General features: G+C 54.2%; 13 protein-coding genes. 5 read left to right on the top strand and 8 right to left on the bottom strand.

Annotated elements, in window-relative coordinates:
- Positions 1 to 31 precede the first annotated feature (31 nt).
- Positions 32 to 523, bottom strand: a complete 492-nt coding sequence (locus K3T83_RS46995; protein WP_236065224.1) for a nitroreductase family deazaflavin-dependent oxidoreductase — start codon at positions 521 to 523, stop codon at positions 32 to 34.
- A gap of 218 nt (positions 524 to 741) precedes the next feature.
- On the opposite strand from K3T83_RS46995, the gene K3T83_RS46990 reads away from it, so the two are divergent.
- Both K3T83_RS46990 and K3T83_RS46985 read left to right on the top strand, forming a co-directional pair.
- Complete coding sequence (locus K3T83_RS46990; protein WP_220210060.1) at positions 742 to 1,713, top strand: LysR family transcriptional regulator; 972 nt, start codon at positions 742 to 744, stop codon at positions 1,711 to 1,713.
- 151 nt (positions 1,714 to 1,864) lie between these two features.
- Complete coding sequence (locus K3T83_RS46985) at positions 1,865 to 2,683, top strand: CPBP family intramembrane glutamic endopeptidase (RefSeq protein ID WP_220210059.1); 819 nt, start codon at positions 1,865 to 1,867, stop codon at positions 2,681 to 2,683.
- 191 nt (positions 2,684 to 2,874) lie between these two features.
- On the opposite strand, the gene K3T83_RS46980 is transcribed toward K3T83_RS46985, so the two are convergent.
- Positions 2,875 to 3,174, bottom strand: a complete 300-nt coding sequence (locus tag K3T83_RS46980; protein WP_220210058.1) for a hypothetical protein — start codon at positions 3,172 to 3,174, stop codon at positions 2,875 to 2,877.
- Positions 3,175 to 3,408: 234 nt separating this feature from the next.
- Entirely contained in the window at positions 3,409 to 4,926 is a 1,518-nt protein-coding gene (locus tag K3T83_RS46975; protein ID WP_220210057.1) for a zinc ribbon domain-containing protein, read from the bottom strand.
- 443 nt (positions 4,927 to 5,369) lie between these two features.
- Here K3T83_RS46975 and K3T83_RS46970 point away from each other — a divergent pair, with 443 nt between their 5' ends.
- Positions 5,370 to 6,281, top strand: a complete 912-nt coding sequence (locus tag K3T83_RS46970) for a sigma-70 family RNA polymerase sigma factor (protein ID WP_220210056.1) — start codon at positions 5,370 to 5,372, stop codon at positions 6,279 to 6,281.
- Positions 6,282 to 6,720: 439 nt separating this feature from the next.
- Here K3T83_RS46970 and K3T83_RS46965 read toward each other — a convergent pair whose 3' ends face one another.
- Both K3T83_RS46965 and K3T83_RS46960 read right to left on the bottom strand, forming a co-directional pair.
- On the bottom strand, positions 6,721 to 7,308 hold the full coding sequence (locus tag K3T83_RS46965) for a dihydrofolate reductase family protein (RefSeq protein ID WP_220210055.1): 588 nt from the start codon (positions 7,306 to 7,308) through the stop codon (positions 6,721 to 6,723).
- A 164-nt stretch (positions 7,309 to 7,472) separates the two neighbouring features.
- Positions 7,473 to 8,159, bottom strand: a complete 687-nt coding sequence (locus K3T83_RS46960; protein ID WP_220210054.1) for a helix-turn-helix domain-containing protein — start codon at positions 8,157 to 8,159, stop codon at positions 7,473 to 7,475.
- Between the two features lie 349 nt (positions 8,160 to 8,508).
- On the opposite strand from K3T83_RS46960, the gene K3T83_RS46955 reads away from it, so the two are divergent.
- Positions 8,509 to 8,748 (top strand): mersacidin/lichenicidin family type 2 lantibiotic, encoded by a 240-nt coding sequence (locus K3T83_RS46955; protein ID WP_220210053.1) that lies wholly within the window; start codon positions 8,509 to 8,511, stop codon positions 8,746 to 8,748.
- Positions 8,749 to 8,883: 135 nt separating this feature from the next.
- Here K3T83_RS46955 and K3T83_RS46950 read toward each other — a convergent pair whose 3' ends face one another.
- A complete protein-coding gene (locus K3T83_RS46950; protein ID WP_220210052.1) occupies positions 8,884 to 9,966 on the bottom strand; it encodes a DUF5005 domain-containing protein in 1,083 nt (360 codons plus the stop codon).
- 422 nt (positions 9,967 to 10,388) lie between these two features.
- Positions 10,389 to 11,273 carry an aldo/keto reductase family oxidoreductase gene (locus K3T83_RS46945; RefSeq protein WP_220210051.1) on the bottom strand — a complete coding sequence of 295 codons (885 nt, stop codon included), beginning with the start codon at positions 11,271 to 11,273 and terminating at the stop codon, positions 10,389 to 10,391.
- A gap of 143 nt (positions 11,274 to 11,416) precedes the next feature.
- Here K3T83_RS46945 and K3T83_RS46940 point away from each other — a divergent pair, with 143 nt between their 5' ends.
- The gene (locus K3T83_RS46940; protein WP_220210050.1) at positions 11,417 to 12,277 is read left to right on the top strand and encodes a helix-turn-helix transcriptional regulator; all 861 of its coding nucleotides are present in this window, start codon (positions 11,417 to 11,419) and stop codon (positions 12,275 to 12,277) included.
- 5 nt (positions 12,278 to 12,282) lie between these two features.
- Here K3T83_RS46940 and K3T83_RS46935 read toward each other — a convergent pair whose 3' ends face one another.
- Complete coding sequence (locus tag K3T83_RS46935) at positions 12,283 to 13,089, bottom strand: NAD(P)-dependent oxidoreductase (protein WP_220210049.1); 807 nt, start codon at positions 13,087 to 13,089, stop codon at positions 12,283 to 12,285.
- Positions 13,090 to 13,215: the final 126 nt, after the last annotated feature.

Here is a 13,215-nt window from a genome sequence, read left to right as displayed (position 1 = left end):
AACTATCCCTTATATATGACGCTTTCTTGCCTCATATCCTTCTCAGGATCACAACTGGAAGAATACGCGTCGTATTTTTCTGATACTCGGCAAAACCCGGCTCTTGCTGTACAAAGGCCGCAAAGAGCCGATCACGCTCCTCTCGCTCTGGAATGGTCGCCTGCGCCTTGAAACGCTCAGTTCCCACTTCGAGCCAGACCTCGGGATGAGCCAGGACATTGTGATACCAATCGGGATTGGTATGCGCACCGCCTTTTGAAGCAATCACAACGAATGCATCGCCTTCTTTCATGTATCCTATTGGATTGATACGTGATTGATGGCTCTTTGCGCCAATGGTCTCAAGTAAGAGTATGTTTTTGCCCTCGAATGGGCCTCCAACTTTGCCGCCATTGGCGCGAAACTCTTCGATGATAGGGAGATTCATCTGCTCCATCTGCTTCTTCAACATCTCTCGATTGTTAAGGTCGTAAGAGCTACTCGCTGTGACATCTCGATTATTCGTATCCTGAGCATTACTCATGAATTACTACATCTCCTCATGTGTCATATGCGAAGACGAGAACGGTGTGGCGACACGCTATATGATCACATCAAACACATATGCACCTCTCGTCGTTCGCCTGTTCGTCATGAAAGTGGTGTCGAGAAGAAAAATGCGTAGATTGGCTTCTCCCCTTGACTATAACGCTATACTAGAGCTATGTCCAATATCTCTTTTTTCTTATGGTCAGAGCATTTATGCATAACCAGAATATAGAATTGCGCCACGTGCGCTCCTTCGTCGCCGTTGCCGAAGAGCTTCATTTTAGCCGTGCCGCCGAGCGATTGCACATTGCTCAACCAGCGTTAAGCCAGCAAATAATCCAGTTGGAGCAACAACTGGGTGTTCGCCTCTTTGAGCGCGATCGCCATGCAGTTCACCTGACCAGCGCGGGACAACTATTCTTAAACGATGCCTTAGCGATCCTTGAGCAGGTGGATCACTCCTTCTTACGGATGCAACAGGCGCAAAGCGGACAGGTAGGACGGCTCGATATTGGTTTTGTCCACGCAGAAATTGCGACGGCCAACGTCATCCCAGATGTCCTTGCTACCTATTGCCAACGCTTTCCAGATGTTGAGGTGCAACTCAAAGAGATGTATCTTCAAGAACAACTTCAGGCTCTCAAACAACATCAGATACAGGTGGGATTTGCGGCGGCTTTTCAAGACCTCTCACCAGAGTTTGACACTGAGGTTCTCCAACGCGTACCCTTCGTAGCGGTTGTCTCAACGCAACACCGCTTTGCGTCGCAACCATCCGTTGCGCTCTCTTCCCTGATTGAAGAGCCGTTCTTTTTTTGTCCACGCGAATCTGACAGCGGCGTCCTCTATGATCGGATAGCCCAGATCTGTGGCCGCAATCCGCGCGTGATCCAGGAAGTATCTAATATCCACATCTTGCTGGGCCTGATCGTAGCGAATCTTGGCGTCTCTCTTGTCGCCGCTTCTGCGATGGAACTGCGCTTCCCCGGGGTGGTATATCTTCCTCTATCTGACCCTCATCATGACCTCGCCTTTAAGACGGTGCTCCACTGGCGACGGGACTATCACGCTCCCCTCCTGCGGGAATTTCTTGCGGTGGCCCGCGAGGTCTTTACTCAACGGAGAAAGACGCTCCCCAATTTTGAGGAATGGGAACGCACTGAGCAAGATGAAAGAGTGCGATAGGGCTTTCTCGTTCTCTTTGTTTGCCAACATACTTTCGCTACACTTCCGCCATACTTTGAGCACATCTGCTGAGTATACTTCCTCTCGATGAATGAAATAGTGAGGTGAGGGTGGTCTTCACTCATGACTTTTCAGGAAAGGGATCACAGCAATGGTCGCGCAGAAAGTGCAACCACAAGTGCATACTCAGGATGGTACTCCCATTCCGCAATATAGTTTGAGCAAAATCCTGCTGATTTGGGTCGTGACAGCTCTCCCGATGGGGATTCTGGGATGGGTGGTGGCTCCAGCACTGGTTAACGCCACGCATTCGCCATTCGCCCGGACGGAGGTGCTCCTGGTTGGATTAGTGTGGCTGTTCGTCCTCGCCATGATTTTAGTCTACCAGGAAGCAGGCAACCTACGTTGGTCAACCCTCCAACAGCGCCTCTTCTTGACGACGCCTCGCTCTCCACGCACGGGAGAACCAAGTGCTCGCCTCTGGTGGTGGCTTATCCCTCTTGTCCTTGCGACGGCGGGCTTCCAGGTGCTCATCGAGCCGACAATTAACCACTTGTGGGTGTCTGTATTCCCATTCTTTGCTGCACCATCCGGTTTTGAACTGAATACGCAGCTAGCTACCCCGGCAGCCAGAGCGCAGTTGGTTGGAGCGTGGGGGATCTTCCTCCTCAATGTCGTTTTGCTGGTGTTCAATACATTTCTCGGAGAAGAACTCTTGTTTCGTGGAGTCTTATTGCCCCGCATGGCAGGTGTCTTTGGCAAAGGGGATTGGGTGATGAATGGGGTCTTGTATGGCCTCTATCACCTTCATCAACCATGGGGTTGGCCCAGCTACGTCCTTGATTGGAGCTTGTTCTTTGCTCTGCCAAGCCGACGCTTTCGCAGTACCTGGTTTGGAATCGCTGATCATTCTGGACAAACTGTCTTCTTTACGGTCCTGATCTTAGGGATTGTGCTTCGATGGTGGTAGAGCGAGCAAGCGCACATCAGCACTATCGATCTCTCCGCCGATGTTCCGGGAGAGAAGCAACACTGAGCGCATGCGAGTATCAGGCTCGCAACACCCTCTACACCATCGTTGAGGAATGGGAACGGGGATCGCTGTACGAGCAGGGCTTATCCCCCCTTGCCCTCACAGCGATCCCTCCCAGACTGCGTTTATTAGAGGATGCGATACGATCCAATCACCGTCACCGGCTCAGAGGTTGGCGGCTCAGCAATCCATTGCCTGAGGCCCTCCTGGAAAGCGCGAAACTCTGGCAATGCGGGGAGAGGGTTGTCAACGCCCTCATCAAGCTCCAACAGAATTGTATAGGTCAACCCATCGGACTGTCGGCATGATAGATAGCAAATACCTTGGGGCTGCTCTCGATCAAGCCCGGCGAAAACACCTTTGACTGCGGCTTCGAGATCTGTAACATGCGCGGCCTGGGCCTTGGCGCGAATCATCAGTACGTTCATTGAACATTTCCTTTCACATAGAGCATTGGTGTGTTTCGGGGTGAGGACTCCACGAACAATTTTCTCCCGTCTCATTGGTTGGGTTCTCACCCTTCACCTTACCGACGCAACAGGGCGAAAAAATGTGACTGCTCAACAACTTCAGCGGACCATGTGACACTCCGCACGGGCGAAAGCCCGGCAGCTTCTTCCTCCCCTCTGTACGCGGTTCTCTGAGTGTGTGTCGCGTAGCGACTACTCGCTGAATAACCGTAGTTGAGTAGGGAAAGACGACAGGTGCTCATCCATCCAGAGCGATCCCGTCTGAGCGGTGCCATGCTCGTGACGGTCTCCATGCCTTGCCGCAGCCATAGATGGTGGCTTCCGGTTTTGGGCGTCCTGGGAGACGACCACACCTGTCGCTTTCACGACCCTGCCGGAACGTACCCGGCGAGCTTGAGGCTTTTCCTGTGTGACGGGGTGGCGATATCGTGCAAAGAGCCGCTGCCCAATGACGATGGACGCGTTTCTATCGGCATGCCCACGCATCTGGCAGGCGGGACAACGAACCAGGGGTGCACCGATGGTATAGCCATCCTGGGGGTGCCATCCTTGCGCATATCTGACGACTTTTGCGCCACATCGGGCGCAGTCCCGGCTGGTGTTGCGTGGATTCACCCGACTGGTGATGATGCACTCGTGCCACGCTTTGTATCTGGTGTACCGAAAGATGCGCCCCTTCATCCAATATGCTCGCTTCTCGTTCCCACGCCGACTATACTTGCCCTTCTCCGGCTTGAGGTTGCCCAGATGTTCAAAGACGATGATGCTGGCTCCCTCTTCGAGCGCAAACTGGACAATGCGGCGGCTGACGCGATGGGCCTCAGAGTCGTTGCGATTGCGGAGCTTCTGGAAGCGAGCCACATTATCCTGCTCCCCCTCTGCAATGATGCCGGTCTTGCGGCGGTTGCGTGCAATGCGTCCAAGCGCCTTCTTCCTAAAGCCGGATACCGCATCGCCCCCGCCAATGAAGCGGGTCGCGAGGGTCGTACCTTCGGCGTTCTGGACACTGCACACAGCGATCTGTTCGCCAAGATTCAGGTCGACGGCACAGATCTTGATGGGGATCTGTGCTTTGATTTGCTCCTCCACTTTGGCAGGAGCCGTGAACGCTTTCTCGACGGGGGTATGTAACCGCCACTCCTTCCCATGTCGAATGAGTTGGGGGCTGCCGATCTCGTGATCTGTGGGCAAAGAGCGTCCACTGATGCGCACCTTGATCCATGACCAGCATGCCCCGGTCCACACTTTGAGCATGACACTGTTCTGGGTTCGCTCACGCCAAAGTCCTGCATAGAAAGGGACGGACTTGTTCCAGGTGCGCGGCGGCACGGGCGGACGATCGGTAAACGTTTTGCCTTTGGCTTCCGCCTTCTCACAGCGGTTCTTCCAACGCTTCAAGTTGCTGTAAAACGATTTGGCCGAGCCAAGAGCTGCATTGATGGCAGCGCGGCGAAACATGGCGGGAATATCCTCGTGGATCTCGGAGAGGGGCATAACCGGATGAGGATTCCTCTCGGTGGTATGGGTGAGGATTTCCAGGGCGGTGAGGGCCTCTTTTGCCTTGAGGGTGAGGATCTGCTCATGGGCCTGGATCACGTCGAAATAAAAGGCGACCACCGTATTAAAGAGCGCTTGATTGGCCGTGAAGGAGACGGCATGCCCTGGTGCATAGTTCAAGTGCTGGGTGATCGTGATCGTGGCCCGTGCCATTATTGCCTCTCTGTCCTCCTCACGTTGCTGTGGCTCCTGATTAGTCTAGCACATATCGAACAGGTTTTCAACAAGCAGGGGCTAAAAGGCAGGGCTTTCCAGTTCTCCGCTCAAAGGGGTGCAGGGGTCTCCCTGCCGGGGCCTGGGGCGTCCCCAGTTTCCTTCCCTCCTTCGCGCGCCGCCTGCGGCGGCGCGCAAAAGAGAAGAAAAAAGTTTTTTGCGGGGACACCCCGCACCCCGGCAAAGGGCTGCCGCCCTCTGCACTCCCGCTAAATGGGAGAATTGGAAAGCCCTGGGCTAAAAGGCAAGGGCTAAAGCCTGGGAAAACCCGCCTCTCCGCGTGGGATGAATCCGCAGCAGCTTGCGGCGGGTTTATTTTCTGTCACATCGACCGGGGTTCACACGTCATTCCTTTGACCACAGAAAATGAAGGAAATAACCTGATGAATGAACATAACTGGCTGGTTGAGCGCTTCGAGACCGAGCGTCCTCAACTCATGGCGATGGCCTATCGCATGCTTGGCTCTCTTGCTGAGGCGGAGGATGCTGTACAGGAATCCTGGCTCCATCTGTGCCGTGTCCAGAGCGACTCTATCAAGAACATGGGAGCATGGCTGACAACGACTCTCACGCGCATCTGCCTGGACATGCTGCGCTCACGTCAATCGCGGCGCGAGGAGCCGCTGGGAGCAGACGAGATCCAGCCGCACCGCGAACATGAGATCGATCCTGAACAGGAGGTGGAGCTAGCAGACGCGGTTGGGATCGCGCTGCTGGTCGTCCTCGACACACTTTCACCCGCTGAGCGTCTCGCCTTCGTGCTGCACGATATCTTTGCTGTTCCCTTTGATGAGATCGCGCCCATGCTGGAGCGTTCAGAAACGGCGGTCCGGCAACTTGCGAGTCGCGCGCGTCGTCGGGTACGAGGAGCAAGCACAACTTCCGAAACAGATCTCACACGAAGCCGCGAAATGGTTACAGCCTTCCTCGCAGCATCGCGCGCAGGTGACTTTGAGACGCTGCTCACACTGCTCGACCCGGATGTGCTATTCCAACACGACCGCACTCAGTTGCCTACTGGCGCGTTACAAGAGGCTCATGGTGCCATTGCCGTTGCTAGAACGTTTGTCGGAAAGACTCAGGGAGCATGGCCCATCCTGGTGAACGGTTCAGCAGGAATCGTCATCGCTCCACATGGACAGATGCTTCTGGTCGCTACGTTTACGATCACGAACGACAAAATCACCGCGATCAACACGATTACCGATCCCGCACATCTGAGCCAGCTCGACCTTGCTGTTCTGGATGACGGCCTTCAAGCAAGGATCTCGTCAAGCCAATCCAAAATGCGTTGATTGAGCAACAGCGTCGCCCCTTCATGCGCAAACATGAGATCTGAGTTGCCTCTACGGAGAAGGTGATCGACAGTGAGAACCTTTTCATACAGAAGCAAGAGCGGGAAGCATCGGAAAGGCGGCTTTCAAATGACGCTGCGTAAAGCGATAAAAGGTCTGTTCGCTGGGAAATCGCGCCCATTGTCCCGCACAACGCCAGGGTGAGGAGTTCACTCAAGCCCGGCTTAGGGGCTGGACCAGGGTGTCTGGGCATCGACAAACTATGCTGCTTGCACAGGTCATCGACCATGACGTAGAGGACAGTGAGAAAGGTATCCAGGTGTTCCCTTGTAAGCTCCTGGAAGATTCTTGATTTCAGCTTACTTGAGAGCCTGGATACCTTTTTTCAAGTGTTTTCTCACTCACACCAAGCGTTCATATATGCCGCGTCTGCCTTCTGCTACTTTGCTGAGCGATCCGGTTCGTAGCGCAAGGCCACAACTCCACTCTGAAAGGTCTTTGAGGCCAGTAGTTTGAGCGGGAATGAACGGGTGACGCCGGCAAAGAGGGCCTTGCCCTCGCCAAGGATCGTTGGATTGATGTTGATGCGATATTCGTCAATCAGATCCAGTTCCATAAACGTGCGCGCCAGCATGGGACTGCCGAGGAACCAGATATCCTTGCCTGGCTGCTGTTTGATGGCATGAATTTCTTCAGCGATATGATCCTTGATCAACACGGTATTCTGTGCATTGTTCCATGCAACGCGCTCCAATGTGCGCGAGACCACAATCTTGGTGGCAGCGTCCAGAAAGCGCGCGTGTTCGAGTTCGGCTGGAGTGCTGGCGGGATTGCCCGGCACCGTGAGCCAGTAGCTGGCCATGCCTTCATACGTTCTGCGCCCCCAGATCACCGCGTCTGTGAGCACGTGCAAGGAATGGGCATCCTGCTCTAATTCGTGATCATACGCAATCCAATCCAGTTCGTCGTTGGGACCCGAGGTAAAGCCATTCAGCGAAAGATGGATCAGAGAAATGATTTTTCTCATAGCATGCTCCTTTTCTCGTTCAACTCTGATTTAACCAGTGTAGCCGCTTTCTTCACATGAAGAGTCAGCACCACGAGTATACGGCTAACTGAGGGGAGCGTCTTGAAGAAAATGGCCATCCAATAAGGTTTTATCAACAAGCTCCCGCTTGTTGATAAAACTCTTTAGCGGAGCGTCAGCCCATGTTGAGTCCGAGCAATCAGGGCGGGTGTGTAGCCAATGAAATGCTTCAGCGCCCGGGTCAGATGGGACTGGTCCGCGTACCCGGTCTGATATGCCGCGTCGATCAGCGAAACGCCCTGCCCCAGAAGCGCGGTGGCCTGTTTGGCGCGCTCGATCTGCTCAATTGTCTTGTAGGGGAGCCCGGTCGCCAGGACAAAGCGGCGCCTGATAGTGCGCAACGACATCTCTACCGGGTGATGAGCCAGGACCGCCTGCACCACGGGATCAGAGACCAGCACATGCTGGCGAACCAGGCGCTCAATAAAGGTCTCAACATTCTCATAGTTAGGGATCGGCCAGCTGGAGTCAGCCAGCTGAAAGGATGTTTGCGAGGCCAGGGGCAGGAATGCCTGCTCATTCAGCAAGCGTTGAATGGAAAGTGCGGGCAGAAAAGTGCCGAGAGGAAACGTGACCCCGAACCACTCGGTCCCTTCGGGTTGAGCCACAGGGGTCGCTCTGGTCAACGGTCCCTGTACAGAAATATGCAGCCTGTCGTACCGCTTGAGAAAGAGTAAATGCCATTGCCCGGAGGCCGGGCAGACAGGGGTATACCCTTGCCCGGCTCCGCCACGCCAGACTGCCTCAATAGAAGGAGAGTCCGAACCTCTCCCCTCAAAATACGTCTCCAAATGGTTTCCTCCCTGCAAAGCGCAATGCCTTCTTTTTGCTTTAAGCTGGCATTCTCACAGAGGCCCAGAAAAACGGAAACAGTGTATGAACGCCTGATATGAGATGGTGTAACATATCATCTCGGCCTCCCTTTGTCTATTTATTCAAGGGACGACAACATAAAAGAACGCCAGGATACATGTATTATTGCATTTTTGAATTTGTCAATATACAGTTGTCTTGTTATACTAAATATGGTTGCACAAAAGCAACAGAGGCGAGACGTTCTGGATCTTAAGTGTGTACTCAAGATGACAAAAAATGGAACGTCTGGTCAAACGGTATTTCAAAGAGAAAGGAACATTTCACATGAAAATCGACATCGTACGCGCGTGGAAGGACGAAGAGTATCGCAGCAGCTTGAGCAGCGAGGAGCAGGCCATGCTTCCCGCCAATCCCGCTGGTGCGCTCGAATTGAGCGACGCAGAACTTGAGGGCGTTCATGGCGCAGGCGACGGCAAAGGTTATGTTAATACCAACGCGCTGGCCTGTGTGCAGTCGGTGCTCATCTACTGCTTCACCATCAATGGCAACTGCGGCAACGCTTAGTTCATCTGATGAAGCTGAAAGCGGCTCTTATGCAGAGCGCTTTGCGGCTGTTTACAGGGGCCAGGGTATATATCATGCTCTGGCCTCTTTGTATGATCTTGTGAGCCTCAATATACAGCAGAATTGTCCCGATAATCAGGCGAAATTCACTTCAACCAGACGGAGATTTCCTGCAAGAAAGCCGGTCGTGTTGAAGTAACTCACATAAATGGTACGTCCCCCATGCTTCGCCAGCTCGGGATGCTCAATACCAGCATAGTTGAAGCCATCTGAAGATGACGGCAGTTGACGAAAGGCGGCGACTGGCTTGTCCCAGGGGCCGGTAAAACCCGGGCCAGTGCGCAGGAAAAAATCTGGCGAGAGCAGCTGATTATGAGTGACCAGGAATTGCCCCAGATAGTCGTTGTACGAGACCGTGACAGATCCGGGAATCTGGGAGAGGACAGGGCGCGCCTGCTGCACATCAGAAACCCAGGTCTTTCCATTCCAGAATGTGTATACTGTGCGCTCTGTAACCTGATCCAGGGGGACACGCGCTACAACATCGGCATTATCTGACGAGTGATTGCCCCCATACACATACACATATCCCTGATAGACCTGTGCGCAGACAAAATCCGGTTCAGGATAGGTAAAGAGCAGGCCGGGCAAGCGCTTTGCCTGCGTCTGTCCCGGCTGTACAAGCGCCAGAGCAACGCCGAGAAATTCGTAATTGAGCACTCCCGGCTTGACACGCAATTTGTACGAAAAGACGAGACCTTGCCCATGATACTCAATCGCGCTGGCAGGCCAGATCGCAATACGGTCATCTGGCTTGCCAGTCCCATCGTTATAAGCCTGCTCTTCAGCCGTAAAGGGTACAAACTGATAGGGGCGGCCATGAGCATCTAACACATCATGGGTCACGAGAGGTTGTTCAGGATCAGCCAGGGCCGCAGTATTTGAGCGAATCTGGGTATCATTTGCCACCAGTGTATCGCCAAACATCCAGAGCAAGCGATCGCCGAGGAGCAGGGTAGCCCCACCATCACGCACAAGTACAGAGGCCGGCTTACCAACCGCCCCCAGGTCTTTCGTCGAGGCAACCTTTAACGCTCGACGCTTCGTTTTTCCTAGAGACGACAACATGCTTGCTGCCTGATACACAAAGATACCACCAGCTGATCCCAGGCCACCCACCACCAGTGCATTCCTGAGAAACCCTCGGCGGGTCAACATGAACGAATCATACTTTATATATGATCCCCTTTTATGCTATTCTGCCCTCACTGTACCAGATCGACTCCCTTCTTGCAAGAGCATCCGTCTCCAACCAGGGCTTTCCAGTTCTCCGCTCAAAGGGGTGCAGGGTCTCCCTGCCGGGGTCTGGGGTGTCCCCAGTTTCCTTCCCTCCTTCGCGCGCCGCCTGCGACGGCGCGCAAAAGAGAAGAAAAAAGGTTTTTGCGGGGACACCCCGCACCCCGGCAGAGGGCGGCAGCCCTCTGCACTCCCGCTAGATGGGAGAATTGGAAAGCCCTGCGTCTCCAACTTCCTGACCTGACAACGAGATGTAATACTTCAGTCGTAGTCGAGCGATTTATCGCGGGACACTTTTCATGTGATCTCTCCCGCGATAAATCGCTCGACTACGACTGAAGTACTCAAGAGGCAATACTATTCAATTCTGCCAGATCGTCTTCGGAAAGGGTCAGCGCAGCAGCGGTAATGTTGGAGCGTAGATGTGCGACGGACGAGGTGCCCGGGATGAGCAGAATGTTTGGTGAGCGGTGGAGCAACCACGCCAGCGCAACGGCCATTGGTGTAGTACCCAGGCGGGTGGCAACCGAGTTCAGCGTGTCGGACTGAAGAGGGGAGAAGCCACCAAGCGGAAAGTAGGGCACATAGGCGATGTTCTGTGCAGCCAGAGCGTCAATCAGATCGTCGTCGTCCCGATGGGCAAGGTTATATAAGTTCTGCACACACACAATTGGCGCAATGGACTGTGCCTCGGCGACCTGCTCGGCGGTCACGGTGCTGATACCAAGATGCTTGATCAGTCCTTCTTGCTGCATTTGCGCGAGGACCGTAAACGGTTCGGCAATCGAGCCAGGAGTGGGACTATCAAACCCCCCAACGCGCAGGTTGACGACATCGAGTGCATCGAGTCCGAGGTGGTTCAAATTGTCATGCACCGCCTGGCGCAACTGCTCAGGGGCAAGCGCTGGCGGCCAGTTCCCCTCGGCGTCTCGCAACGCGCCAACCTTCGTCACAATGTGCAGCCCGTCCGGGTAGGGGTGCAGGGCTTCTTTGATGATCTGGTTGGTGACGTACGGACCATAAAAGTCGCTGGTGTCGATATGCGTGATACCCAGCTCCACCGCCTCGCGCAGGACAGCGATGGCAGCGTCGCGATCAGCGGGAGGGCCGAACACGTGCGGGCCAGCAAGTTGCATAGCGCCGTACCCCATGCGCGTAACTGTCAAATCTTCGGCCATCGTAAACGTTCCTGCTGCTGCGGCAGGCTGATTATTATATTGCGATACCATAGAGAAATCCCTCTTTACTTTCATTGAAACTCCAGTAATCACGATCTGTGATACACTAATGAGTATGACACAAGACCTCTGACACAACCAGAGTTCCTCGATCGTGGGATTGAGACTAACAGGATAAGGAACAAAGAGGATAGATGAGCGACGAACAACGCAGACTAGACCTGGCGGATTTTCTCCGCACTCGACGGATGCGCCTCTCGCCTGAACAGGTCGGGTTGATCACTGGTGGGAGACGACGCACCCCAGGATTACGGCGCGAAGAGGTTGCCCAGCTCGCGAATGTGGGCGTTTCCTGGTATACCTATCTGGAACAAGGACGCGATATTCACCCTTCCGGCGAGGTACTACACAGCATTGCTGATGCATTACAACTTACACCTGCTGAACGGCAACACCTTCTCTTGCTTGCCGATCAGCAACCCCGCGTTGATGCATACCCACCGGATGACGAGCAGGTCAGCCCTGCATTACGCTATGTCCTTGACTCGCTCAACCCTATCCCGGCCTACATCGTCGATCATCGTTGGAATTACCTCGCCTGGAATACCGCTGCTGATCGTGCTCTTCTGCTGTCGCAGGGGGAGCCGCCATATGAGCATAATGCTCTCTGGCGTATGTTTGCGAATCCAACGAGTCGTTATTTATACTATCCTCCCTGGGAACAGGTTGCGCAGAGAGTGCTGGCGGAATTCCGTGCTGATAGCGCGCGTTTTGCCGATGAAGAATGGTTCAAACGTTTGATAGCCGATTTACAGCGCGTCAGTCCAGAGTTCCGCGCATGGTGGCCTCGTCACGATGTCCGAGGGAAAGCCGACGCAGAGAAAAACATAGAGCATCCACTGGTAGGACGCCTGATGTTCGAGCATACAACCTTACAGGTTCCTGCCGCACCCGATCTCAAAGTCATGATCTATACACCACAACCCCAAACGGATACGCTGGCGAAGTTACAGCAGTTGATGGAGATGCAGGAAGTTGCTGTCGTTCTCCCTTGATGACCCTACTCTTTTGCTAGCAGATCATGAACGAGATCGGCCAGCGGTGCCTGAGAGCCTGCATGGTGCGCCGCTTCTTTGAAGAGACCGGTATCTTTGACACCGATCCAACCCGCAGAGAAGTGTTCCGGGTCCAGAGCAATTTGCTTGCCAAAGTACTGGTAAATGGGAATAGGAAACAGAGTTCGGGTCAACATCTCCACCACGCCCACTGGGTCGATGTCGCTCTTCTTTGCCAGGCTCAGCACCTCTCTCATGGCCTGTGCCGCGGCGAAACTGATGAAATTGCCGCTTAGCTTGACGATATTGGCCGAGCCAACCGTTTCGCCCACATCGAAGATGCTCTCCCCAAGCGCCTCAAGTACCGGGCGCACCCGCGCTTTCGCCGCCGCCGGTCCCGCCAGACAGATGTGTAACTTCTGGGCAGCAGCCATCGGGGGCGGGCCAAAGACAGGGGCGTCAAGATAATAACTTCCATGCCGGGCGTGTAGTTCTGCAAGTTTGCGTGAAGTGGCAGGAGATACAGTACTCATCGAGAGATGAATGCCGTTGTGCCCTAATCGCTGCAAAAAACCAGCGCTCATCACAACATCTTCCAGGGCCGCATCATCCGTCACGATAGACACAACGATCCCGCCCTCCACTACTGCATCGCTCGGCTGAGCAGCAATCTTGACGCCCTGAACGGCAAATGGTTCCGTTTTACTCGCCGTGCGATTGTAGACGGTAAGCTGATAACCAGCTTTCAACAAATTGAGGGCCATCGGTTGCCCCATACGCCCCAGCCCAATAAAGCCAATGGTTTCTTTCATATTTATGTCTCCTCCTGTTCATGTTTCCTGCTTGACGCAGGTGTCCTTCTTGAGTATGCTCTATGGGTGGGGGCCGAACCAGGGCTTCTTCATCATAGGTTTCTGACCACCAGGATCAGCCAGGGA

The organism is Reticulibacter mediterranei, assembly GCF_016587455.1.
The sequence above is the reverse complement of the archived record's forward strand: the minus strand, read 5'-3'. Positions and strand labels throughout refer to the sequence as shown.